Origin of the sequence: Halorubrum sp. GN12_10-3_MGM, assembly GCF_005435235.1 — an archaeon.
Classification (GTDB): domain Archaea; phylum Halobacteriota; class Halobacteria; order Halobacteriales; family Haloferacaceae; genus Halorubrum; species Halorubrum ezzemoulense.
The window spans coordinates 1-21,766 of record NZ_SGUB01000035.1 but is presented as its reverse complement, the minus strand read 5'-3'; the positions used below and the strand labels follow the sequence as shown (position 1 = coordinate 21,766).

23 protein-coding genes and 2 tRNA genes are annotated in these 21,766 nt (G+C 68.5%); 6 read left to right on the top strand and 19 right to left on the bottom strand.

Annotated features, from left to right (window positions below; all coding sequences use genetic code 11):
- Positions 1-569: 569 nt before the first annotated feature.
- The 3 genes from EXE47_RS16975 to EXE47_RS16965 all read right to left on the bottom strand — a co-directional run bounded on the left by EXE47_RS16975 (position 570) and on the right by EXE47_RS16965 (position 5,001).
- On the bottom strand, positions 570-1,382 hold the full coding sequence (locus tag EXE47_RS16975; RefSeq protein ID WP_086216991.1) for a MarR family transcriptional regulator: 813 nt from the start codon (positions 1,380-1,382) through the stop codon (positions 570-572).
- A gap of 66 nt (positions 1,383-1,448) precedes the next feature.
- Entirely contained in the window at positions 1,449-3,701 is a 2,253-nt protein-coding gene (locus EXE47_RS16970; RefSeq protein ID WP_089308805.1) for an NADP-dependent malic enzyme, read from the bottom strand.
- A gap of 190 nt (positions 3,702-3,891) precedes the next feature.
- Positions 3,892-5,001 (bottom strand): hypothetical protein, encoded by a 1,110-nt coding sequence (locus tag EXE47_RS16965; RefSeq protein ID WP_137708534.1) that lies wholly within the window; start codon positions 4,999-5,001, stop codon positions 3,892-3,894.
- Positions 5,002-5,199: 198 nt separating this feature from the next.
- Here EXE47_RS16965 and EXE47_RS16960 point away from each other — a divergent pair, with 198 nt between their 5' ends.
- Entirely contained in the window at positions 5,200-6,039 is an 840-nt protein-coding gene (locus tag EXE47_RS16960) for a hypothetical protein (protein ID WP_137708533.1), read from the top strand.
- Positions 6,040-6,075: 36 nt separating this feature from the next.
- On the opposite strand, the gene EXE47_RS16955 is transcribed toward EXE47_RS16960, so the two are convergent.
- The 13 genes from EXE47_RS16955 to EXE47_RS16895 all read right to left on the bottom strand — a co-directional run bounded on the left by EXE47_RS16955 (position 6,076) and on the right by EXE47_RS16895 (position 14,925).
- Positions 6,076-6,801 (bottom strand): fumarylacetoacetate hydrolase family protein, encoded by a 726-nt coding sequence (locus EXE47_RS16955; protein ID WP_137708532.1) that lies wholly within the window; start codon positions 6,799-6,801, stop codon positions 6,076-6,078.
- 54 nt (positions 6,802-6,855) lie between these two features.
- Complete coding sequence (locus EXE47_RS16950; protein WP_137708535.1) at positions 6,856-7,275, bottom strand: hypothetical protein; 420 nt, start codon at positions 7,273-7,275, stop codon at positions 6,856-6,858.
- A gap of 197 nt (positions 7,276-7,472) precedes the next feature.
- Positions 7,473-7,829 (bottom strand): hypothetical protein, encoded by a 357-nt coding sequence (locus EXE47_RS16945; protein WP_137691580.1) that lies wholly within the window; start codon positions 7,827-7,829, stop codon positions 7,473-7,475.
- A complete protein-coding gene (locus tag EXE47_RS16940; RefSeq protein ID WP_049932629.1) occupies positions 7,826-8,107 on the bottom strand; it encodes a ubiquitin-like small modifier protein 1 in 282 nt (93 codons plus the stop codon). The genes EXE47_RS16945 and EXE47_RS16940 overlap by 4 nt, the downstream gene beginning before the upstream one ends.
- Before the next feature lie 62 nt (positions 8,108-8,169).
- Entirely contained in the window at positions 8,170-8,553 is a 384-nt protein-coding gene (locus EXE47_RS16935; protein WP_094495131.1) for a hypothetical protein, read from the bottom strand.
- A gap of 36 nt (positions 8,554-8,589) precedes the next feature.
- Positions 8,590-9,483 carry an alpha/beta hydrolase gene (locus EXE47_RS16930; protein WP_137708531.1) on the bottom strand — a complete coding sequence of 298 codons (894 nt, stop codon included), beginning with the start codon at positions 9,481-9,483 and terminating at the stop codon, positions 8,590-8,592.
- On the bottom strand, positions 9,480-10,478 hold the full coding sequence (locus EXE47_RS16925; protein ID WP_049932625.1) for a phosphate uptake regulator PhoU: 999 nt from the start codon (positions 10,476-10,478) through the stop codon (positions 9,480-9,482). Before EXE47_RS16925 ends, EXE47_RS16930 begins: the two co-directional genes overlap by 4 nt.
- A gap of 204 nt (positions 10,479-10,682) precedes the next feature.
- Entirely contained in the window at positions 10,683-11,246 is a 564-nt protein-coding gene (locus tag EXE47_RS16920; RefSeq protein WP_080508605.1) for a transposase, read from the bottom strand.
- The gene (locus EXE47_RS16915; RefSeq protein WP_049932884.1) at positions 11,243-11,752 is read right to left on the bottom strand and encodes an IS630 family transposase; all 510 of its coding nucleotides are present in this window, start codon (positions 11,750-11,752) and stop codon (positions 11,243-11,245) included. Before EXE47_RS16915 ends, EXE47_RS16920 begins: the two co-directional genes overlap by 4 nt.
- A 46-nt stretch (positions 11,753-11,798) precedes the next feature.
- Positions 11,799-12,746: a D-2-hydroxyacid dehydrogenase gene (locus EXE47_RS16910; protein WP_137708530.1), complete on the bottom strand. Its 948-nt coding sequence runs from the start codon at positions 12,744-12,746 to the stop codon at positions 11,799-11,801.
- An 80-nt stretch (positions 12,747-12,826) separates the two neighbouring features.
- On the bottom strand, positions 12,827-14,050 hold the full coding sequence (locus tag EXE47_RS16905) for a cystathionine gamma-synthase (protein WP_137708529.1): 1,224 nt from the start codon (positions 14,048-14,050) through the stop codon (positions 12,827-12,829).
- Positions 14,051-14,156: 106 nt separating this feature from the next.
- Positions 14,157-14,265 (bottom strand) — tRNA-Glu (locus tag EXE47_RS16900).
- A gap of 93 nt (positions 14,266-14,358) precedes the next feature.
- Positions 14,359-14,925, bottom strand: coding sequence for a peptidylprolyl isomerase (locus EXE47_RS16895; RefSeq protein ID WP_049932621.1), 567 nt, complete (start codon positions 14,923-14,925; stop codon positions 14,359-14,361).
- 102 nt (positions 14,926-15,027) lie between these two features.
- Between EXE47_RS16895 and EXE47_RS16890 the strand changes: the two genes are divergently transcribed.
- The 3 genes from EXE47_RS16890 (at position 15,028) to truA (ending at position 16,756) form a co-directional block, all read left to right on the top strand.
- Entirely contained in the window at positions 15,028-15,228 is a 201-nt protein-coding gene (locus tag EXE47_RS16890; protein ID WP_086216656.1) for a XapX domain-containing protein, read from the top strand.
- A gap of 63 nt (positions 15,229-15,291) precedes the next feature.
- Positions 15,292-15,816 carry a universal stress protein gene (locus EXE47_RS16885; protein ID WP_137708528.1) on the top strand — a complete coding sequence of 175 codons (525 nt, stop codon included), beginning with the start codon at positions 15,292-15,294 and terminating at the stop codon, positions 15,814-15,816.
- Positions 15,817-15,838: 22 nt separating this feature from the next.
- Complete coding sequence (gene truA, locus EXE47_RS16880) at positions 15,839-16,756, top strand: tRNA pseudouridine(38-40) synthase TruA (protein ID WP_089308799.1); 918 nt, start codon at positions 15,839-15,841, stop codon at positions 16,754-16,756.
- Between the two features lie 47 nt (positions 16,757-16,803).
- On the opposite strand, the gene EXE47_RS16875 is transcribed toward truA, so the two are convergent.
- Positions 16,804-17,337, bottom strand: coding sequence for an Rrf2 family transcriptional regulator (locus EXE47_RS16875; protein WP_049932615.1), 534 nt, complete (start codon positions 17,335-17,337; stop codon positions 16,804-16,806).
- 421 nt (positions 17,338-17,758) lie between these two features.
- On the opposite strand from EXE47_RS16875, the gene nadE reads away from it, so the two are divergent.
- Positions 17,759-18,748: an NAD(+) synthase gene (gene nadE / locus EXE47_RS16870; protein WP_137708527.1), complete on the top strand. Its 990-nt coding sequence runs from the start codon at positions 17,759-17,761 to the stop codon at positions 18,746-18,748.
- A 33-nt stretch (positions 18,749-18,781) separates the two neighbouring features.
- Here the strand turns inward: nadE and EXE47_RS16865 are convergent, their stop codons facing one another.
- Positions 18,782-20,212 (bottom strand): M28 family metallopeptidase, encoded by a 1,431-nt coding sequence (locus EXE47_RS16865; protein ID WP_137708526.1) that lies wholly within the window; start codon positions 20,210-20,212, stop codon positions 18,782-18,784.
- A gap of 119 nt (positions 20,213-20,331) precedes the next feature.
- Here EXE47_RS16865 and EXE47_RS16860 point away from each other — a divergent pair.
- Positions 20,332-20,402: transfer RNA gene (locus EXE47_RS16860), tRNA-Gly, on the top strand.
- 497 nt (positions 20,403-20,899) lie between these two features.
- Here the strand turns inward: EXE47_RS16860 and EXE47_RS16855 are convergent.
- Positions 20,900-21,766, bottom strand: an 867-nt coding sequence (locus EXE47_RS16855; protein ID WP_241997597.1) for a KaiC domain-containing protein, incomplete at its 5' end; no start/stop codon positions are given.

Below are 21,766 nucleotides of genomic sequence, written 5' to 3'. Positions count from 1 at the left end.
GCCGTGGGGTGGCGGGCGGGGGAAGTACTCACGGAGTGAGCCGGCATGTGACGCGCTCCAACGCATGGAGTGATCGGGCTCATAGAGTAATTCGGCTGGGAGGAGTGAGCGGAGAAGAGACAACCGTTGGAAAATTCGGGGATACGGGTGTGGAGAGGTCAACGGACACTGTCTGAGGAGACTGTTTCACCGGAAACGAGGTGTTCGCTGAGTGCCTCAGGCGAGCCGACCAACAGGGGGGAGACCGTGTTTCCGGTGAAACTCAGGCTTCAGATGGGGTGGGGCTTCCAACGAAGTACGGGCTTCCGTCAAAGTGCGGGCTTCCGTCAAAGTGCGAGCTCTCAGTAGAATAGTAGTTTCCGGTGAAACGCATGTATCGCTCGGCGAGCTGTCGCTCATTTCGCTTGGCGAGCTTTACTCTGATGTAGGATATAAATCCTGTTGTTCTATATCGGTCAGATAGATAACTAAACCGCCCACAGCGAAGTCGCTCCCACCCAAGATAGCCCCATTTCACCGGAAACACGGTGTGTCTCACCGTACGAAACCACAGCGACCGACGTACCGACCTACGGTGTGAGAGAGTCGCGGACCTCATACCGAACGCCGTCTTCACGGAGTCGCGTCGTGTGGCGAGAAAGCTCGTCGGTCGAAACGAGCAACAGCACGTCCAAGCCCCGGAGGGCGGCCTGAGACACGCCCGTCGCCGAACCGAATCGGATGTCCGGCCGGAGCCCGGTCCGCGTCGCGAGCGCGTAGGCTTCGGTCCCACCGACCGCGATCAGATCCGCGTCCGCGGCGCGACCCGTGATGACCTCGGGAGACGGCGGGCTCCCTTCGGTCACCGCCGGGACGGACACGACCGTCACCACGCCCGGATCGTACTCGACGACCCCCTCGAAGTCGGTGACGCCGACCGCCTCTCCGGCCTCACCGCCGGTGACGACGACCGCTGTCGCCGATCCCCCCTCCGGGACGGCGTGTAGCACGCCGTCGCGCATCTCCAGCCCGACGTCGTCACCTTCCGCAACCGCGTCGGTCGCCACGGCGGCGTCGACGTCGACGCTTCCCAGAACATCGTCGGACACGCGAGACACGAAGTCCGAGAGGGCGTCGGTTCGCGTGATTATCCAGTCGACTCCCTCTTTGGTCACCTCGTACCGACCTCGACCGCGTTTCTCCACGAACCCTCCGTCGACCAAGTCGCGGACGTAGTCGCTCACCGCCTGCGAGGTCACACCGATGACGTCCGCGATCTCCTCTTGGCTCACCGCCGGCTGTCGCGCGGCGATCTCGACGAGAACCCGGTAACGAGTCGCGTCGCGCCTGTTATCCAGCACTCGCGGCCCGGCCGGCTCGTCCGGATCCTCGCTCGTTCCCATACCACCGATGTTGTAGTCGGAAACAAGTAAAATTGGTGTCCCGGCGCCCGCGGTACACCCGGCGAGCTACTCTTGGGCGTCCACGACGGCGACGCTCGCAAGGTTGACGATATCCTTCACCTCGTCGCCACGCTGGAGGACATGGACCGGCTCGTCCATGCCGACGAGCATCGGTCCGATGGCCTCGGCGCCCCCGAGCCGCTGAAGGAGTTTGTATCCGATGTTCCCGGCCTCAAGGTTCGGGAACACGAGGACGTTGGCCGCCTCGTCAAGTTCGGAGAACTCGTAGGTCCCGTTGAGGATGTCGTCGACGACCGCGGTGTCGGCCTGCATCTCCCCGTCGACCGGGAAGTCGACCACGTCGTCGGACTGAAGAATGTCGACCGCGTCGCGCGGCTTCCGCGTCCCCTCGTTGTCGACGCTCCCGAAGTTCGAGTACGATAGCATCGCGGCGCGCGGTTCGACGTTGAACCGTCGCGCGAGGTCCGCCGTGTGTCGCGTGACCTCCGCCAGCGTCTCCGCGTCGGGGTCCTGATTGACGGTCGTGTCCGCACAGAAGATCACCCGGTTCTTGAAGGTGAGCATGTACACGCCGGCGACGGTGTCCGTGTCGGCCGCCGAACCGACTATCTGGAGGGGCGGCCGGAGCGCGGACGGGTAGTGGTGCGTGAGCCCGGTGAGCATCGCGTCGACGTCGCCGGTTTCTACCATCACGCTCCCGAGGTAGTTGGTGTCCCGTTTGACCAAATCGTCGGCCTCGCGTTTGGTGATCCCCTTGCGCTTTCGGAGCTCGTACAGCCGCTCACCGTATCCGGAGACGTCCCGCTCGTCCGGGTCGACCACCTCGGGGCGGAACGAGAGCCCGAGCTCGGACGCGGTCCGGGAGATGGTGTCGGCGTCGCCGAGCAACACCGGCTCCGCGATCCCCTGCTCGGAGAGCTGGTAGGCCGCGCGGATCATCTTCTCGTCGGTGCCCTCCGCGAGCGCGATCCGCTTCGGGTCGCTTTTCGCCTTGTTCAACACGACCCGCATCATCTCGCGGGACTTCCCCAGGCGAGCCTCGAGGCGCTCGCGGTACTGGTTCAGATCGATCTCCGTCCTGGCCGATCCGGACTCCATCGCCGCCTCCGCGACGCGCGGCGCCACCTCGAACAGCACCCGCGGATCGAGCGGCTTCGGAATGACGTAGTCGGGACCGAACTGGAGCGGGTCGTCGCCGTACGCCTTCACGACCGCGTCCGGAACGTCCTTGCGCGCGAGGTCGGCTAGCGCCTCCGCGGCGGCCGCCTTCATCTCCTCGTTGATCTCGGTCGCACGCACGTCGAGCGCCCCGCGGAACAGGAAGGGGAACCCGAGGACGTTGTTCACCATGTTCGGGTAGTCGGACCGACCAGTCGCCATGATCACTGTGTCGTCCCGGGCGTCCTTGGCGTCCTCGTAGGTGATCTCCGGGTCGGGGTTCGCCATCGCGAAGATGATCGGGTCCGCGGCCATCGAGCGGACCATCTCCTGCGAGACGATACCCCCGACGGAGAGCCCGACGAACACGTCTGCGCCGTCCATGGCGTCCGCGAGATCGCCGTCTTCGACGGGGGTGGCGAACTGGCTTTTGTACTCGTTGACGTCGCCGGCCGCCACCCGCTCTTCGGTGATGATCCCGGAGGAGTCGCACATCGTGATGTTCTCTTCGCGCGCCCCCAGCGAGACGTAGAACCGGGCCGTCGCGATGGCCGACGCGCCGGCGCCGGAGAAGACGATGTCGAGCTCCGAGAGGTCCTTATCGGAGATGTCGACCGCGTTCATCAGCGCCGCGCCGGAGATGATCGCGGTGCCGTGCTGGTCGTCGTGGAACACCGGGATCTCCATCTCCTCGCGGAGCCGCTCCTCGATCTTGAAACACTCCGGGGCCTTGATGTCCTCGAGGTTGATGCCGCCGAACGTCGGCTCCATCGCCTTCACGGCCTCGCAGAACGGGTCGACGGCGTCGATGTCGAGCTCGATGTCGAACACGTCGATGTCGGCGAACCGCTTGAACAGCACCCCCTTCCCTTCCATCACGGGCTTCGAGGCGGCCGCGCCGATGTCACCGAGCCCGAGGACGGCCGAGCCGTTCGAGACGACCGCGACGAGGTTTCCCTTCGCCGTGTACTCGAAGACGGACTCCGGGTCGGCCGCGATATCGCGGCACGGCGCCGCGACCCCGGGGGAGTACGCCAGCGAGAGGTCTCGCTGGGTGTTCGTCGGCTTCGTCGTCTCTATCTCGATCTTTCCGGGCGGCTCCTGCCGGTGATACTCCCGGGCGTCGTCGTCTAGTCCCATGTCTTTCTCCATTCGTGAACGGAGTAAAAAGGTATGCGATGGTGTCGAGTGTGTGATTCGACGTTCGACGATCTTGCGGCGCCCTTCGACGGCATCGAAGTACTTCAACGAGATCTCGATGTGTGTTGGCGTTTCGATGCTCGTCGACAACTTGGATGTCCGTCGACCGCGGAGCCCCGTCGGCGCGTCCTCAGACCGGCCCACCGTCGGCTGGCTCCGGGTCGTCGCTCGCGACGAGCGTCGGCGCCAGCGGAGCGAGCCCCGGAGCGAGCCCGGCGAGCGTCGAGACTTCGTACGCCGTCAGGTACGTTCGCGCCACGATGAGGACGGGGAGCGTCAGCACCGCGACGGCGGCGACCGCACACAGCAGGACGGTCGCGAGCACGATCGCCCCCGCGGTCGTCTCGACCAACGCCGCCACTCCGCCGAGCGGGACCGCGGCGAGCACCAGCACGACGAGGCCGACCGCGGCGACCACCCCGCCGACGGAGGCGACTGCGACGGCCCGGACGATCCCGGCGCTCGCCGCGACGACGGCGTGAACCGCGAGGTAGACCGCGACATCGCTCAGCGACTCGCGGAGCGAGGCCCAAACCGTCCGCCACCCGGCGAGCACCCCGACGTCGCGGGCGACCATCGCCGGCGCGACGAGCTCCAGCGTGAGCCGGGAGCCGACGGTCCCGATCAGCGCTACGCCGCCAGCGGTGACTCCGAGCGCGACGACCGCGACCTCGGAGGCACCGGACACCCCGCCGACCTCTACGCCCGCCGCGCCCGACACAGTAAAGTCTGCGGCGACAACCGCGAACGCGGCCGCCGGTATCGCGGCGACGACCGCGCCGGCCGTCACGACGGCCGACAGCCCGAAGGCCTGCCGAAACCGTGTACGAAACGGTCGCCAGAGCGCGACTTCCGTCGTCGCGAGCGCGTCGTAGAACGCGAGCCGGAATGCGACCGAACACGTGACGAGCGCGAACGCCGCGACCAGCCCCCCGACCGCGGCCGCGACGAGCAGCGCGTCGTCGAGTCCCGCGACGCGCTCGGCTGCCGGACCGACGATGCGTCCGATCCCCACCGGTCCCGCCCCGACGCCCGTCGAGGTAGATGTCGCCCACCCCACGAGCCCGGCCGTCGAAGCGCCGAGTGACGAGGCACCGACGTGCGACGCCGCGGCGCCGCCGCCCGCCATGCCGGCCGCGAGGGCGGCGAGCTTCGCCCATCGGACCGCCTCGAACGGAAAGAGTAACCGTCGCGTCGCGTCGACGGCACGGTCGACCGCGTCGACGGCGTGCCAGCTCATACCGATCGTTCGCCGGAAGGGATGAAATATGCTGGTACCCGAGCCGCCTGTAGGGAGGTGCCTGTTCCGCGGCCGCCCGTCCCGCGGCCGCCCGTTCCGCGACCGCCCGCCTCGCGAGATCGCACGGCTCGCCCGTATCCCGCGTGGCCACACGCTCGACCCGCAGTCATTTAGGGCGGACGCGACGAAGCCGAACGCATGAAGGTCCGCGGCGAACGCGAGTGCCAGTCCTGTGGCACGCGGTGGTCGTACTACGAGACGGGCTCCGTCGCGTGTCCGAGCTGCGGCGACCTGCGCAGCGTCGGCGTCGACGCCCGGACGGCACACACCGACGCGCCCGTCGCGCTCGACCTCGCGGCGCACCGCGAGCGGTTCGGGAACGCGACCGGGACGCTCCCGCGCTCTGGCGTCGACGAGCTCCAGTCCGACCTCCGAGAGTACTGCCGGAAGCGCGGGTTCATCGACGGCGGGCGTCTCATGCCGCTCGACGAGACCTACCTCGCTGCCCGAGAGCTGCTGGAGGCGGTCGACTGCTTCGAACGGCTCCGGGACCCGACCGACGCCGATCGCGAGTACCTCCTCGGGCTGCTCGCCGGCGCCGACGACGGCGAGCGCCCGGCTGCGGGGGAGGTACCGACCGCGCTCCGCGAGGCCCGAGGGATGGCCGCCGTGCGCGCGGTCGAGGCGTACCGCAGCGACGCGCTCGACTTCCTCGACGAACTCGAATCCGGCGCCGGACCGGACGGGGCGGAACGCACCGCCGACGCCGAGGGCGACTCCCCGGCGGTTACCGTCGAAGGAGAGAGCCCCGGCTCTCGGATCGGTCCCGCTCGCGACGCGTTCGAACGCCTTCGCGACCGCGTCGCGCGCGCCGACGCCCTCGGGGGCGACGTGCCGCCCGCGGCCGCGGACGGGCTCGTGAAGGCGGCCGACGCGCTCGGGACCTACGTGCGGACCGGCGACGAGACGACGCTGACGACCGCCAACCGCCTGATCGACGACGCGAGCGTCGACGACTTCGACCCCGCGGATCGGTGAGATCACCCGGCGTTCACCCGGCCGAACTCGGCGCCGTCACTCCCCGTCCGGCGCGACCACCGCGTTCGAGAGCGTCCCGATCCCCTCGTAGGTGATTTCGACCCGCTCGCCGGGTTCGACGAGCCCGGGATTCGCCGGACTGCCGAACGCGACACAGTCGCCGGGCTCGAACGTGAACCGCTTCGAGAGGTACGAGACGACCTCTCGGGGACCGAACAGCATCAGTTTGGTGGTCGCGTCCTGTCGCACCTCGCCGCCCACGGTAGTCTCGATGTCGATATCCGTCGGGTCCACGTCGGTCTCGATCCACGGGCCCAGCGGCGCCGACCCGTCGAACGCCTTCCGCGCGGTCCGGCCCTGCTGGTCGAGCGCGTCGATATCGTTCAGTATCGTGTAGCCGCGGACGACCTCCGGGACGTCCTCGGGGGCGAGATCCCGGCACCGTTCGTCGAGCACGGCGACCAGTTCGCCGGCGTACGTCAGCTCGTCGGTCCACTCTGGATATCGGATTTCCTCGCCGTGCGCGAGCAGGCTCGTCGGGGGCTTGATGAAGAAATCCGGCTCCTCGGGCCGTTCGTAGTCCATCTGGTCGAGCGTCTCGGCGTAGTTCCGGCCGACGCAATACAGCGCGGTGGGGTCACACGGCGGGAGCAGTCGGCCGTCGCGGCCGACCTCGTACCGGCCGTCGTCGGCGACGACTGTGCCGTCGTCGTATCGGCCGACCACGGGACCGTCCGGCGTGAGCAGTCGAGCGAGTCGCATACAGGCACCTCTGCGCTGCGGTTCGAAAAGGCGTCGGTGGCGGCACGGCCCGGATCAATCGTCGCTGTCCGCCCCGCGACTACCGTCCGCCTCACGACCGGTATCCTCCTCACGACTACCGTCCCCATCTTCGTCGAGACCGATGACAACGGCCGACCGGATTTCTAGAGCGGCGTCGAACTCCGCCCGGCGACCGCTCCCGGCCCCGAGCCGTTCGACCGCGGCCTCGTGCGCGCGGACGACGGCGTCGCGCTCGCGCTCGGAGAGCCCGACGCGCTCGGCCACCTCGTCCCAGTGGTCCGGCTCGACAAGGAACGTCTCGCGCCCCGGCTCGGCCTCGATCTGCTCGTACCTCCGGCGATACGCATCGATTCTGGGGCCGAGGTCGGCTTGGACGCGCGCGAGGAGCGTCGGCACGCGCGCAGCGGGCACACTCGCAAGCGCGGTCGTCTTCACTAGCGCTGTCCCCTCGATGGGGTACGTCCCCGGGTCCCGGTCGGTGTCCGTTCCACGACCGTCGGTACCCGCTCTGCGGTCGTCGGCCTCGCCGTCGGCGTCCGCTCCACGACCGTCGGCGTCCGCTCCACGACCGTCGACCTCGCCGTCGGCGTCCCCTTTGCGGCCATCGGCGTCCTCTCCGTGGTCGCCGGACTCGCTGTCGTCGTCGGACATCACCCGCCGGCGCGCATGGCCTTCTGCCGGTATTTCGGGAGGAGGTCACCGAGGGCGTCCGGGTCGCCCGCGAACTCGGCGGTCACCTCCGTGATCTCGATCGCGGCCGCGGCGGTCACCTTCTCGGCGCTGAGGGCCGCCCGCCAGCCGTCGCCCTCCACGCTGGTCGCCTCCGCGGGCTCGTCGGTCCCGACGAGTTCCCCGCCCAAGTTCCTGAGGTAATGGGCGGCGAGCCGCCGAGAGATACCGCGGTACGCGACCGTCTCGCGCTCCCACCCCTCCTCGGCCGGCGGGAGGCCGGAAGCGTCCGCGTCGTCGACCACGTCCTCGGCGGTCGCCGAGCCGTCGTCGCTCATGCGCCCCCCGCGACGGGCGGGAACACGGAGAGCCGGTCCCCGTCCGCCATCGGTGTGTCGAGCCCGTCGAGGTGGAGCACCTCGCGGCCGTTCTTCAGGACGTTGATCTGCGGGGCGAGGTCCCCGTCGGCGATCAGTCGGCCCTCCATCCCCTCGTACTCCGACTCCAGTTCGCGCAGTACGTCGCCGACGGTCGCGGCGTCGGCGAACTCCGCGTTCACCGTCTTCCCGCCGGCGGCCTCGCGAAACGTCGCGAAGAACCGCAGTTCCAGTTCCATACCCGTACGTCGGGTCGCGGCGGCTTAAAAGCGGTCGGCCACGGAAGGCGACGGTCGCTTGGTCACAGGTCGGAGAGGCGAATCCCGTCCTCGACCAGCCGGAAGTTCCGCTCCCGGTCGAGGTCGTCGGCGAGCCACTCGTGGTCGTACAGCTGGCCGATGAGCTCGAGGTAGAGGTTCCGCCACGCGATCGCGTAGATCGGCGACTGCCCCCACGCGCGGAGTTCCGGGACGAACTCGTGGTAGGTGCTCGCCTGCGACTCCATACGCTCGACCGCGTCGGCGACGACCTCGGCCGCCTCGTCGGGGTCGGCCTCGTCGAGCGCCTCGTTCAGTCGCGACTGGATCCCCGCGATGGCGCGCCGCATGTCCTGCTCGGCGGTCCCCTCCTCCTCCGGAAGCGACTCGATGACGCCCCTCGGCACGCCGAGTTCGATCTCTGGCATGGGATCCCCTCGGGGGAGCGCGCTCAAAAAACCCGCTCACCCGGCAACGACGAGCACGCCGGAACCGGGCGACCGCGGGACACGGTCGGCGACCGACCACGCGCCGCGGTCCGGAACTAGTCGCGGCTCGACACTGCGGGTCGCCGCGCCCCCTTCCGAGAGCCACGTCCCGGTCGCGTTCCCGACCGCCTCCCGGCTGGCGTCGGGCGACAGCGACGCGGGACCGTCGCCGCGCTGCGGGCCGTAAGCCCCGAACCCGGCGTGGTTGACGCCGTCGAGTTTCACGATCCGCGCGTCCGCCGGGAGGTTCGCCCGCGACGCGCGCTCCCGTTCGGCGTCGATCACGCCGTCCGCGCCGCCGAGCACCGAGAGCACGTCAAGGCCGCTGTCGGAGACGTCGCGGTCGCAGTACGCGGCGTGGAGGACGAGCGCCTCGTAGGCCGCGGCGTTCTCGGCGGCGTGCCGGCAGGCCATGGCACCGCCGAGCGAGTGGCCGCCGACGGCCCAGACGCCGACCTCCGGGTGACGCTCGCGCACGCGATCGGCACGGTCCGGCGCGAGGACGGCGAGGTTGAGGGGAGCGTCCACCACGACGACGAGCGCGACCCGGTCGGACGCGGCGACGATCTCGGCGGCGGTGGGGACGTAGCTCTCGTGAGCCACCCGCGCGCCGGGGTAGTAAACGAGTCCGACGGTCGACGCCGTCACCGGTCCGTCGCGGACCGCGGTCCCGACCGCCGTCCGGTCGACGGTTATGTCCGGGTCCGCCTCGACCGCCGCAACCGCGTCCGCGTCCGGTCCCATACCGGCGGCGAAGTACGCGGCGGCGCTGCCGCCGACGATCGCGACGAAGAGGACGATCGCACCGCCGGCGACCGCGAGCCGCCGGGGTCCGGGGAGTCGGTGAGCGATCCCCTCCGCTTCCCTCACGGCGTCGGCGCGGCCTTCTGGAGGGCCGTCTCGGCGATGTTCCCGCCGTAGTCGGCCGACCGGAGGACCGAGTCGACGACGAGCCCGAGCAGTTGCGCGCGGGTGGGGTCGAGGTCGCGGAGGACCTCGTCGATGGACCTGACGCGCTCGTCGATCGCTCTGACGCCGGTTCTCGCCTCGTTCGCTCGTCGGGTAGCCGCCTCGGTGTCGTCGTCGAACAGCGCGTCCATCGCGGTGTCGATCACGTCGACCGCGTCGCCGTGGAGGTCGTTCACCGCCTCCACGACGTCGTCGGGAAGCGGGTCCTCGATGTTCAGGGTCAGGTGCGCGATCTTCGTCGCGTGGTCGCCGATCCGCTCTAACTGGCGAGCGCTGGAGTGGTAGTCGAAACACTCCTCGCGGGGGAGCCCGAGCTCCTCGGCCGCCTTCGGCGTTCGCAGCGTCGCGCGGAAGATCCGCGAGACCACGAGCCACAGCCGGTCGAGGTCGTCGTCGCGGCCGATCACGTCGCGCGCGAGGTCGTGGTCGCGGTCGGCGAGCGCGGTGATCGCGTCTTCGAGCATCGACAGCGAGATCAGCCGCATCCGCGTGACCGCGTTGTGGATCGAAAGCTCGGAGGAGTCGAGGAGGTCCTGGACGACGACGCGGTCCCGCGTCTCCTCTAACACCTCTAGGCCGACGAGACTCTGGACCGCGTCGCGGATCGTCGAGCGCTGCTCGGTGGTGATCTCGGCCGCCTCCAGTTCGATGACGTCGAAGCCGCTGACGTACATCGTCGTCACCGCCCGCTGGAGGGCCTGCCCGGACAGGTCCGCGATGTCGAGCGTCCCCCGCATCCGCTCGTCCTCCGACCGCGGGGTGAGAAACAGGGAGTCGCCGTCGGGGTGGAACTCGATCTCCGTCCCGGCCTCGACGTCGTTCTCAGTCGCCCACGTCTTCGGAATCGAGACGGTGTACGTCGAGCCGCCGGTGACTTGGACCTTCCGCGTTTCCATACCCGACCCTCCGGAGCGGAACACCTTAATTTTGATCAAAATATATACTGCCGAACACCGAGCGAGACGTCTGTCGTCAAATAGCCCGCAAAACGGCAGTGGAGAATGCCTAAGGCCGATAAATAGAGAAATAATTTTACTATATATACCTACACTTCAGTATGGATACGACCGGCGTGTTTTCTCGGTGTCGTCTCATAGTGTTTAATTCGAATCTTTACCGGTGAGATACGGCCAGATGTTCGGTTCGGTGATCGCGCTTAGTCCTCGCAGAATGTAATCTTTCAGCGTCGAGAGATCTGGCATAAGGCGGTACTTGAACCACTCCTGTAGTTGGTCCCAGCACCCTTCGACAGCGTTCAACTCGGGGAGTTTCGATGGGAAGTACCACACTTCGAGATCGTCCCCACGCACGCACGAGACCGAACTGTCTCCGACAGTTTCGGTCTCGCGTTCTCCGCTCACGTGTTCCCAGAGATCCCTCGCGTAGAAGTAGCCCGCTCGATCCAGAAACACCACTAACTCCTCGCCAAACTTGTGTTTCAATGCCTCTAACAGCCGAATCCCGTGGAATCTGGTCAAGTTCTCTTCTGTCCAGCAGTAGAAGCTGTCACCGTCGTCGGTGACAGCGCCAAGCACTGTCACCGACTCCCAAGACGTTGCTGTCTCTATCGTCGGATTTGACCCGATCGGGTACCAGCCACGCCGCTGAACGGTTCCGACGTGCTTGGTGAATTGATCGACGACAACGACGGTTTTCTCGCTCAGTTCGGCTCGTTTTTTTTGACTGTCTGCTGAAACTCAGCCTTCTCTTCGGGGTCAGCTTCGTGGTGTTGAGGCCGTGCTGTCCGCAAGGACAGCCCGGCCTCTCTCAGCAATTCGTAGGCGTAGTTTTCGTGGTATTCGACGCCGTACTCCTCTTTGACGTGGTGAAGGAGGAGCTTCGCCGACCACGCTTGCTGATCGTAGCCGAGTTCGGTTGGCGGCTGTTGTAGCTGTTCGAACAGCTGCTCGCGGTCTTGTCCCTTGATTTTTCCTGGGTGTCCTGGTCGAGGAGCGTCGTAGGGGGCTTGCTCGATCGGTTCTTCTTCGAACCGATCGAGCCAGTTGCGGATCGTTTTCTCGACGACGTCATGGCGTTCAGCCAATGTATCCAAGTGATCGCCCTGTTTGCGCCCTATCGCCGCGAGAACACGTTCCCGCGGCTTTCCCTCGTCAATCTCCTCTTTAACTTCGTAGAGTTCCTCAAGCGCGACCTCGTCAAGCCGACCCATTACCGGCTCTACTACGTCTATCGGTAAATGTCTTCCTTAAACACTATCAGACCACGCGGTTACGGAGTTCGTCGCCGGCGTTCAACCGCGCGACGTTGTCGGCGAGGATATCCGCGACGCGTTCGTAGTACTCGGGGGTGTGGCCAGCGTTGTGCGGCGTGATCGTCGCGTTCGACAGCCCCCACAGCGGGTGGTCCTCCGGGAGCGGCTCCGGGTCGGTGACGTCCAGCGCCGCGCCGCGGATACGGTTGTTCCGGAGCTCCGTCACCAGGGCGTCCGTGTCGACGATTGGCCCCCGAGCGATGTTGACGAGGACGGCGTCGGCCCGCATCGTCCTGAGCGCGTCGGCGTCGACCAGCCCCCGCGTCGTCTCCGTGAGTGGACAGGCTAAGACGACGTACTCCGCCCCGGTGACGGCCTCGTGAAACTCGTCGAACCCGTACACCTCGTCGGTCGGCCCGCCCTTCTCCGGAGAGTAGCGGACGCCGACGGTGTCGACGTCGAACACCTCTAAGCGGTCGACGACGGCCCGGCCGATGGCGCCGAGCCCGACCACGGAGACGGTCGAGCCGTACAACTCCGTCGTCTCGTAGGTGCGCCACTCCCGGCGGGTCTGCTGCCGGTACGCCCGGTGGAACTGTCGCGCGTGCGCGATCATCGACCCGACGACGTGTTCGGCGATGTTCGGCCCGTGGACGCCCGAAGCGTTCGTCACGGCGATTCCGTGGTCCGCGAGCAGGTCGCGCGGCAGGTGGCCCGTCCCCGCGAACACGCAGGCGAACAGCTCCAGCTCCTCCGCGGCGGCGAGCAGCTCCTCGTCGACGTTGAGCCCGACGGCGACCCGCGCCGTCCGGATCAGCTCCAGTTCCTCCGCGGGCGTTCGCGCTCGCGCGACCGTCGCGTCGGGGAGCCGCTCGCGGATCGCCGACGCCAGTTCGTCGGGGCCCAGCCCGTGGATCGTCTGTCGAAGCACCAAGACGTCTGGATCGCTCATGGGGGCTGTCTCGCCGGGACCGATAAAAATGGTGTCAGTCGCTTGGTGACCGGCGGAGCGCCGAACCCCGTCGGGGCGGGCTACGACAGCGCCGCGTCGAACGCCGCCCGGAGGTCCGCCTTCATGTCGTCGACGTGTTCGATCCCCACCGACACCCGGATGAGGCCGTCGGTGAGCCCGGCCGCGATCCGCTCCTCACGCGGGATGGCAGCGTGGGTCATCGCGGCGGGCTGCTCGATCAGGCTCTCGACGCCGCCGAGCGACTCCGCGAGGGTGAACACCTCCGTCTCGCTTACGACCGTCGACGCCTCTTCGAGGGTGCCGTCCAGCTCGAACGACAGCATGCCGCCGAAGTCGTCCATCTGCGCGGCCGCCAGCTCGTGGTCGGGGTGCGACTCCAACCCGGGGTAGTAGACGCGCTCGACCGCGTCGTGTCTCTCCAGCCACTCCGCGAGCGCCATCGCGTTCTCGCAGTGTCGGTCCATCCGGACGGGGAGCGTCTTCGTCCCGCGGAGGACGAGGAACGCGTCGAACGGGCCGGGCGTCGCGCCGACGGAGTTCTGGTAGAAGCCGAGCCGCTCGTCCAGTTCCTCGTCGTCGACGATCAGGGCGCCGCCGATGGTGTCCGAGTGCCCGCCGAGGTACTTCGTCAGCGACTGGGAGACGATGTCGGCGCCGTGTTCGAGCGGGCGCTGGAGGTACGGCGTCGCGAACGTGTTGTCGACCGCGCAGAGCGCGTCGCCCTCGTGGGCGATGTCGGCGAGCGCGCCGATGTCGTTGACGTTCATCAGGGGGTTCGTCGGCGTCTCGACCCAAACCAGCTCGGTCTCCTCGCGCATCGCCGCCCGGACCGCGTCGTGATCGGTCGTGTCGACGAACGTGGTGTCGATGTCGTACTCGTCGTACACCTGCGTGAGGATGCGGTGGGTCCCCCCGTACACGTCGTCGCCGGCGACGACGTGGTCGCCAGCCGAAAGCAGGTTGAGGACGGTGTTGATCGCCCCCATGCCGGAGGAGAAACAGCGCGCGTGGCTGCCCGACTCCAGCGAGGCGAGGTTCGCCTCCAGGTCGCTCCGCGTCGGGTTCCCGGTCCGGCTGTACTCGTAGCCGCGGTGGTCGCCCGGCCTGTCCTGCTCGTAGGTGGAGTTCGCGTGGATCGGGGTCATCAACGCCCCCGTCTCCGGGTCGGGCTCCTGTCCGGCGTGGATCGCGAGGGTCTCGAACCGGTGCTCGTCGGGGGCGCCGGCGTCAGGGTCGCTACCGGCGTCGTCGCCGTCGCCGCCGTTGTCGGGTGTATCGCTCATGGATACGCGTCGTCGCCGAGGAAAGTGATTCTTCCCATTCGGGCGGCCGGGGAGGTAGCGACGCGCCGCTCAGAGAAGGAGACGCGCCGCTCGCGGTGATGATGGATGCTCGGTCAGGGATTTGAACCCTGGTCGTCGGCTGACTTCCGAACCGGCGCCGAGGCGCCGCGTCCGCCGAAAGGCCAACATGATTGGCCGGACTACACCAACCGAGCGTGAACGATGCTTACGTCGGGGACAATTTAACTCTTCTCAACTCCCCGCAGCGTGCGACGGTGACGCACGCAGTCGGTGCGGAGGCGAAACCGTTACTCGTCGACGTCGACGCGCTCAATCTCGACGGCCTCGCGGGGGTCGTCGTTGCGCCCGGTCGGCACGCCGCCGATCTCCTCGACGACGTCCATCCCGTCGATGACATGCCCGAAGACGGCGTGCTTGCCGTCGAGGTGCGGGGTCGCGTCGAGCGTGATGAAGAACTGCGAGCCGTTCGTGTTCGGGCCGGAGTTCGCCATCGACAGGATCCCGGGTCCGTCGTGGGTGAGGTCGTCGTGGAACTCGTCGTCGAACTCGTAGCCGGGACCGCCGCGGCCGTTCTCCATCGGGTCGCCGCCTTGGATCATGAAATCGTCGATGACGCGGTGGAAGACGATGCCCTCGTACAGCGAGTCGCCGCGGACCTCGCCGCTCTTGGGGTCCTCCCACGTGTTCGTCTCGGGCGCGGGCTCCGCGTCAGCCGCGGGGTCGTGACGCGCCAGCCCGAGGAAGTTCTCGACCGTCTTCGGCGCGCGATCGGCGAAGAGCTCGACGACGATGTCGCCGTGGTTGGTCTGAAGCGTCACCTGCGGGTTGTCGGGATCGGAAACCTCTCGTGCCATGTCCGCAGAGAAGGGCGCCCGTCGGAAAACCCTGCCCATCCGCGCGGGTCGTCCCCGGCCGCGAACACCGCAGTTATAAGCGAACGCCGCGGACGCGTCGACATGAGTTCGACCGCGGTCCTGACCGTCGCCGCGCTCGTCGTCGGGGTGACGGTCGGCGCGCTGTTCGCATTCCTCCGCGTTCCGATCCCCGCGCCCCCGGAGCTGCCGGGCGTGATGGCGATCGTCGGCATCTACCTCGGTTTCAAGCTCGTCGGCTACGCCGGCGTCGGGTTCGACCTGCTGGACGCGCTCGGGCTGTGACGCCCCCGCCCCGGACCACCGACGGCCGGTATCGTTTTCCGGCGGGCGCGAGCAGTACCGCGCATGTACGACCAGATCCTCCTCCCCGTCGCACCCGGCGGCGAGGCGAACGACGCGATCCCGCACGCGGCCAGCCTCGCCGAGCGATACAGCGCGACCGTCCACGTCGTCTCGGCCGCCGACACCGCGGTCGACACGCTCGCCGGGCCGCGGACGGGCGCGTTCTCCGACCGCCTTGTCGACGCGGCCGAGGAGCGGGTGGAAGCTGTGACCGCGGAGCTGGAGGAAGCCGGCGTCGAGACGGTCGGCGATGTCGTCCGCGGCGAACCGCTGGACGTCATCGAGAACGCGATCGAGGACGGCGCCGACCTCGTCGTCATGCCGAGCCACACTCGACAGGGGATCCGACGGCTGCTCCTTGGGAGCGTCACCGAGAAGGTCGTCCGCGTCGCGTCGGTACCGGTGGTGACCGTTCCGATGACCGAGCCGACGGACGAAGGGGATCGGGAGCCGGCGGATCAGGCGGATCGAGAGCCGGCCGACGACGGCGACGCGACGGGCGGACGCGGAGCGTCGGACGGGCAGTGACGGCCGCGCCGAGCGAACGCCCATGACGGACGCGTCGAACGGTCTCGAGACCGTCACGCGCGCCTTCCGGGTCGCGTACGACGGGCGAGAGTACGCCGGCTTCCAGCGACAGCCGCACGCCGAGACGGTGGCGGACGCGCTCCTCGAAGCGCTCGCGGACCACGGCGTCGTCCAGCGCGGCGACGGGGCGACCCACGCCACGCCCCCCGGCTACGCCGCGGCCGGGCGGACCGACGCCGGCGTCTCGGCGGTGGCCCAGACCGTCGCCTTCGAGGCGCCGACGTGGCTCACCCCCCGCGCGTTCAACGGGCACTTACCGGGATCCGTCCGCGTGTGGGCCGCCGCCGACGTCGGAGAGGAATTCCACGCGACGCACGACGCGGTCCGCCGGACCTACCGGTACCACCTCTACGCCCCCGCGGTCGACGGGGGCGGTTCGACCGACGCCGCGCGATCGGATCCCGAACACGCGGTCGACGACGACCGACTCCGGGACGCGCTCGCGCGGTTCGACGGCGAACACGACTTCCACAACCTGACGACAGACGAGACTGGCACGGTCCGCGACCTCGACGCGCGGGCGACCCGCGCGGGCGACGCGCTCGTCGTCGAACTCTCGACGGACGGGTTCCCGCGGGCGCTCGTCAGGCGGGTCGTCGCCGCGGTCCGGGCCGTGGGTCGCGGAACGGCCGACCCCGCATGGATCGAACGGCTGCTCGCCGCCGACCCGATCCCCGGCGAGCGGGGGGTCGGCCCCGCGCCGCCCGAACCGCTCGTGCTGTGGGACGTACGCTACCCCGACGTGACGTTCGAGGTCGACCGCGAGGCCGCCCGGAGCGCGCGGGTCGCGTTCGGCGAGCGACACCGCGACGCGCGTCACGCCGCCGCCGCCACCGGCGCGGTCCGCGACAGGCTGTTCTCGGCCGCCGAAGAAGAGTGAGCTCGGCGGCCGTGGAGGGACGATCCGGACCGCCGAGGCCGCGGCCGTCAGGCCGCCGATCCGCCCGCCGGCGTCTCCATGCCGTCGACGCGGACCAGCAGGGTGTTGCCGTCGACGTTCGTCGCGTCGACCACGCCAGAGAGCCGCAGCCCGGTGGCGGGCGTCGGCCCGACGGTCACGTGGTCTCCCGCGTCGAACGGGCCGACGGGACCGCGGATCACGAGTTCGGCGCGACACAGTTCCGGATTAGCGACGCTCGACAGGTCTATCTCAGCGACGGTGACGTCCTCGACGGGGATGCCCTCGCGCTCCACCGGGGTCGTCGCGGCGTCGTCTAGCCGCTCGATGTCGAGGGCGTCGTACGCCCCGTCGGTCGGGATGTATCCGCCGTCCGGCCCGGCGACGCCCTCGACGAGTCCGAGGGTCCGGAGGCTACCCATCCGGTTCCGGACCGTCCCCGGGTTGCGGTCGATCGCGTCAGCGATCTCTCGCCCCTGTACTGGGTCGTCCCCTCCTTCCGCGAGGTTTACGAGCGCAGTGAGCACCCGGCTTTGACTTGAACTCAACTCGATTTCTGACATACACAATTCGATGCGCAACTTCCTGATAAATGTTGGTATATAACGTCATTATATGCTTACGAGACCAACTAAACCGTGTTATTTCTGGAAAGTACTGCGATTACTACCTCAGATATGCGGTAACGGAAAAACAACCTCTCGCTAGATACTATTCTCGAATATTTTTAATTCTCGCCCCAGTTGAAGTTCTTTATTTTTGTAATTATAGTCGATTGTGCGCCGTTCAGAGTAACTTTGTACTAATTCCTTATACTATCTACACCGCAAGTATTTACCGCCGAAGCCGGAAGCGGCGGGCGACTGATGACGAATCAACGCGACGTTTGTAACCGCTCGCAGGGACACCCCGTCACTCCGCGACGGCTCACCGGCGGTGTAAATCGGCAGAGAACGCGGACGAGGGACCGAGCGGAGGGCGTCGATGGCTGACCGCGAGTCGGCGTTCGAGTCCGACGGGGCCGTCTCGGCCGGTCGGTCGACGGAGGCGGGTGCCCGACAAGTGACTCGGTCCGATCCGAGCTCCGAGTCGCTGCCTCGCGCGCTGCTCCCGGACCGGGACCCCGCGGTCGAACGCGACCGCGTCCGGTCGTTCCTCGCCGAGCGGGTCGACGCCGCGGCCGCCGACGGCGTCGTGGTGAACATGAGCGGCGGGCTCGACTCGACGGTGACCGCCGCGCTCGCCGTGGAGGCGCTCGGTCCCGAGCGCGTGTACGGGCTGATACTCCCGTGTAACAAGGTCGGCGCGCCCCACGCACGGGACGCCGAGGCGCTCGCGGCGGCGCTGGGTATCGAACACGACACGGTTCACCTCCAGCCACTGTTCGCGCAGTTCGGCGCAGTCGTCCCCGATCGCTTCGACCTCCACGACGAACCGGTCCGATCGGGGAACGCGGTCGCTCGGCTCCGGATGACCGTCGCCTACCTCGCCGCCAACGCGACGAACCGCCTCGTCTGCGGCACCGCCAACCGGAGCGAACTGCTCTTAGGCTACCTGACGAAACACGGTGACGGCGCGGCCGACGTGTTCCCGCTGGGACACCTGTACAAGTCTGGCGTCCGTGCCCTCGCGGCCGAACTCGACGTGCCGGACTTCGTCGTCGAGAAGCCCCCAACGGCCGGGTTCCTCCCGGGCCAGCGGGACGCCGACGACCTCGGGGCGCCCTACGAGGTCGTGGACCCCGTCCTCCACCTCGGCGTCGACCGCGGACTGGAATCCGAGTCGGTCGCCGAGCGAATCGCGGCGACCGTCGCCGAGGTCGACCGAACTGCGGACGACGACGGCGGCGAGGGCTCCGCTGCCGCCGTACTCGCCGGGATCGACCGCGACCTCGTCGCGGACCTGCTCGCCCGCCACCGCGCGACGGCGCACAAGCGACTCCCGCCGCCGACGCCGGACGGGGACATGGAGTGACCGAGCGGTCGGGACCGGCCTACGCCGCCCCGTTCAGTCCCAGTCGCTCGGCCAGAGGTCGGCCGCGCGCATCCCCGTCTCGAAGTCGGCCTCGCGGAAGGCGGTCACGAGTTCGTCGCGGTCGAGGCGGGGGAGGCCGCGCTCGGGCGCCGCGAACTCGGCGACGAGCAGGGCGGTCAGCATCGCGTGTTCGCGGACGTTCCGGTCGTCGACCTTGTCGCGGGTGTCCGCGTGGGTGTGGCCCCACCCGCGCCCGCGGTCGCCGGAGTCGCTGTGGAGCTGGAGCGCCGGTACGCCGCGGCGCACGAACGGCCACTGGTCGGAGAACGGGTGCGGCTGCGCGTCGACCTCGATCGGCTGGCGCGTCGCGGCCGACACCGCTTCGGCCACCGACGCGGCCGCCGTGGAGGCGTGTGCGAGCGCGATCAGGTCGCGGAACCGTCCCGCGCCGTCGACGTTGACCACGCCCTTCACGGAGTCCAGATCCACGCGCTCGGCGAGGTGTTCCGCGCCGAGCAGGCCGACCTCCTCGGCGCCGACCGCGACGACATCGACGCCGAGCGGGAGGTCGGCGCCCGCGATGATCTCGGCCGCGGTCGCGACCGTCGCGATGCCGCAGCCGTTGTCGAGCGCCCCCTCCGCGATGTCGTGGGCGTCGTAGTGAGCGAGCAGGAGGACGCGCTCGCCGGTGTCCGGACCGGCGCGACCGATCACGTTGCGGCTCTCGCCCGGCGTCGTCGACGCCTCGACCGACAGCTCGGCCTGCGCGACGGCGCCGGAGCCGCTCGGTCCGGCCCCCCCGCCACCGACCGCGTACTCGCGGAGCCACGCGCCGGTCTCCTTCGAAACGCCGACCGCGACCGCCTCGGCCTCCTCGCCGAACGTGAGCGACCCGGTCGGCGGCAGCTGCCCGTCGAGGTGGTTGACGAACACGAAGCCGACCGCGCCCGCGTCGACCGCGTAGCCGAACTTCTCCATGCGATGGACGAACCGCCCGCCCTCCGGGGTGGTCGTCGAAGCGACCGCGATCCGGCCCGCCACGTCGCGCTCGTCGATCTCCGCCGGGGTGCCGTACCCAACGTCGACGAGTTCGCCCGAGACGCTGCCCCCCGGCGAGTACGGGAGCGCGAGGGCTTCGAACGACCGCGTGGTCGGCTCGCCGTCCCGACCGGAGACGGTCACGTCGAGCGACGCCGACCCGCGCTCCCACGCCGGGAGGTCGAACGGCTCCGTGCGAACGTCCGCGAGCCCCGCGCGCTCGAAGGCGTCGGCGACGAGGTCGGCGCCCCGGGCCTCGCCCTCGCTGCCGGCCATCCGGCTCCCGATCGCCGTGAGGTCGGTGAGGAACCGCCACGGCTCGTCGTCGGTCCACGTCGATCCGAACGCGGGGGCGAGTTCCGCGGCGCGGTCGCGCACACGGTCGACCGCGTCGGTTCGCCTCTCGGTTGCTGCGTCCTCGGCCATGGGCGTGCCTCCGTCGGTGACGGCTTAAGACTGTGGCTCGCGGCACTGGGCGGCGGCGAAGTGAGCCCCGCCCGGTGAAACGCTACGTTCAAGTGGGACGGTCGGGTATCTCGATTTGAGCACCGTTGGTCCAGTGGTAGGACATTAGCTTCCCAAGCTAATAGCCCGGGTTCAATTCCCGGACGGTGCATCCGGACGCTTACGCGGCTGTCTTCCGCATTTCCCGCGGCGCTATAGCGTGAAATGGGTCACTGAAGCAGTACGGTAACACCGATACTCTCCTGTTTGGCCCCGTACCGAACGATCACTTCCTCTCCGGGCACTGATCCCGGGTTATACCGCATTTATACACACGTTCGTTTAAAAATAACCGACCGCGGATCTGCGGTGAACACCTCCAAAGTCCCAACCGGGAGGACGACGCACGCTCGCTTCGCTCGTTCCTGCGGCGCTTGCGTCGCCTGCGTCGTCCTCCCGGCTGCCCCTTTGAGATCCCCCGCACCGCGCCCCTCGCCGACCTCGTCAGTCGCCCTCCGCGTTGCTCCGGGCGAGTGACTCCCTCGCACGCGCTCCTCGCGGCCGCCGGTGCGGCCACTCGGAGGCGCGCGCTACCGCGGTACTCCGGACATGTATAAGCAATCGCCGCGGCGACGCGTGTCGGTTTAGATACCTCGTCGCCCGGGCCGCTCAGAAGATGTTCGCCTGGTCGTACACTGAGATGCCGGTGTCGGTGATGTCGTACGGCTTCGTCTCGCGGGAGTGGTTCGCGTCGCGGATCTTCTGGATCTCGACTGCGAGCCGCGTCTCGCGGAAGTCCGACGCGCGGACGTACTGGAGGACGAAGACGGCGTCCGTCAGGTACTCCACGATCCCGTGTCTGGACGCGTACTGCGTCTCCTCGCTCGCCTCGGATGTGAGCAGGGTCGTCACGCCCGCCTCCTTGAGCGAGCGCGTGAAGCCGAACACTTCCGAGCGGCGCTTCGCGGGGTGGTCGTACATCATCTCCAGCAGCGAGACGGAGTCGAGCACCAGCCGGTCCGCCTTGAACTCGGCGATGAGCCGGACGAGGTCGTTCCGGATCGACGACAGCGAGTTGGCCATCTCGATCGGGTCGATGGCGACGACCGCGAGGCGGTCCTCGGCCGCGTGCTCGCGGAACGACCACCCCTTCTCGGCCGCCGTGTCGAGGATCGACTCCCGGGTCTGTTCGAGCGTGATGTAGATCCCCTTCTCCCCCGATTCGAGCGCGTGGTTGAGGAACTGGAGCGCGAACGTCGTCTTCCCGGTTCCGGCGCCGCCGATGACCGACAGCAGCGACCGGCTGGGGACGCCCCCGAGGATCATGTCGTCGAGCCCCTCGATCCCGATGTCGGTCCGCTCGATCTCCGACTCGAACTCCTCCGGGTCGACGTCGAAGTCGGTCGTTCCGCCGCCGCCCTCGGGGCGACGGGCCTCGCCGGCTGTGTCGGTCGCGCGACGGGAACGCTCGCGACGCAGGTGACCGACCAGCCCGCCGACATCGGCGACTTCGAGTCGCTCGTCGTCACCGTCGAG

What these genes read in the sequence shown, in the direction of transcription:
- EXE47_RS16945 (WP_137691580.1), bottom strand. Translation starts at nt 7,829, where the DNA reads ATGAGCGACGACGGCTCGGCGACCGCCGAGGACGTGGTCGACGACGCG.
- EXE47_RS16895 (WP_049932621.1), bottom strand. Translation starts at nt 14,925, where the DNA reads ATGGCACGAGAGGTTTCCGATCCCGACAACCCGCAGGTGACGCTTCAG.
- EXE47_RS16925 (WP_049932625.1), bottom strand. Translation starts at nt 10,478, where the DNA reads ATGGAAACGCGGAAGGTCCAAGTCACCGGCGGCTCGACGTACACCGTC.
- EXE47_RS16965 (WP_137708534.1), bottom strand. Translation starts at nt 5,001, where the DNA reads ATGAGCTGGCACGCCGTCGACGCGGTCGACCGTGCCGTCGACGCGACG.
- truA (WP_089308799.1), top strand. Translation starts at nt 15,839, where the DNA reads ATGACGGACGCGTCGAACGGTCTCGAGACCGTCACGCGCGCCTTCCGG.
- EXE47_RS16935 (WP_094495131.1), bottom strand. Translation starts at nt 8,553, where the DNA reads ATGCCAGAGATCGAACTCGGCGTGCCGAGGGGCGTCATCGAGTCGCTT.
- EXE47_RS16940 (WP_049932629.1), bottom strand. Translation starts at nt 8,107, where the DNA reads ATGGAACTGGAACTGCGGTTCTTCGCGACGTTTCGCGAGGCCGCCGGC.
- EXE47_RS16975 (WP_086216991.1), bottom strand. Translation starts at nt 1,382, where the DNA reads ATGGGAACGAGCGAGGATCCGGACGAGCCGGCCGGGCCGCGAGTGCTG.
- EXE47_RS16910 (WP_137708530.1), bottom strand. Translation starts at nt 12,746, where the DNA reads ATGAGCGATCCAGACGTCTTGGTGCTTCGACAGACGATCCACGGGCTG.
- EXE47_RS16865 (WP_137708526.1), bottom strand. Translation starts at nt 20,212, where the DNA reads ATGGCCGAGGACGCAGCAACCGAGAGGCGAACCGACGCGGTCGACCGT.
- EXE47_RS16960 (WP_137708533.1), top strand. Translation starts at nt 5,200, where the DNA reads ATGAAGGTCCGCGGCGAACGCGAGTGCCAGTCCTGTGGCACGCGGTGG.
- EXE47_RS16890 (WP_086216656.1), top strand. Translation starts at nt 15,028, where the DNA reads ATGAGTTCGACCGCGGTCCTGACCGTCGCCGCGCTCGTCGTCGGGGTG.
- EXE47_RS16875 (WP_049932615.1), bottom strand. Translation starts at nt 17,337, where the DNA reads ATGTCAGAAATCGAGTTGAGTTCAAGTCAAAGCCGGGTGCTCACTGCG.
- EXE47_RS16970 (WP_089308805.1), bottom strand. Translation starts at nt 3,701, where the DNA reads ATGGGACTAGACGACGACGCCCGGGAGTATCACCGGCAGGAGCCGCCC.
- nadE (WP_137708527.1), top strand. Translation starts at nt 17,759, where the DNA reads ATGGCTGACCGCGAGTCGGCGTTCGAGTCCGACGGGGCCGTCTCGGCC.
- EXE47_RS16915 (WP_049932884.1), bottom strand. Translation starts at nt 11,752, where the DNA reads ATGGGTCGGCTTGACGAGGTCGCGCTTGAGGAACTCTACGAAGTTAAA.
- EXE47_RS16955 (WP_137708532.1), bottom strand. Translation starts at nt 6,801, where the DNA reads ATGCGACTCGCTCGACTGCTCACGCCGGACGGTCCCGTGGTCGGCCGA.
- EXE47_RS16905 (WP_137708529.1), bottom strand. Translation starts at nt 14,050, where the DNA reads ATGAGCGATACACCCGACAACGGCGGCGACGGCGACGACGCCGGTAGC.
- EXE47_RS16885 (WP_137708528.1), top strand. Translation starts at nt 15,292, where the DNA reads ATGTACGACCAGATCCTCCTCCCCGTCGCACCCGGCGGCGAGGCGAAC.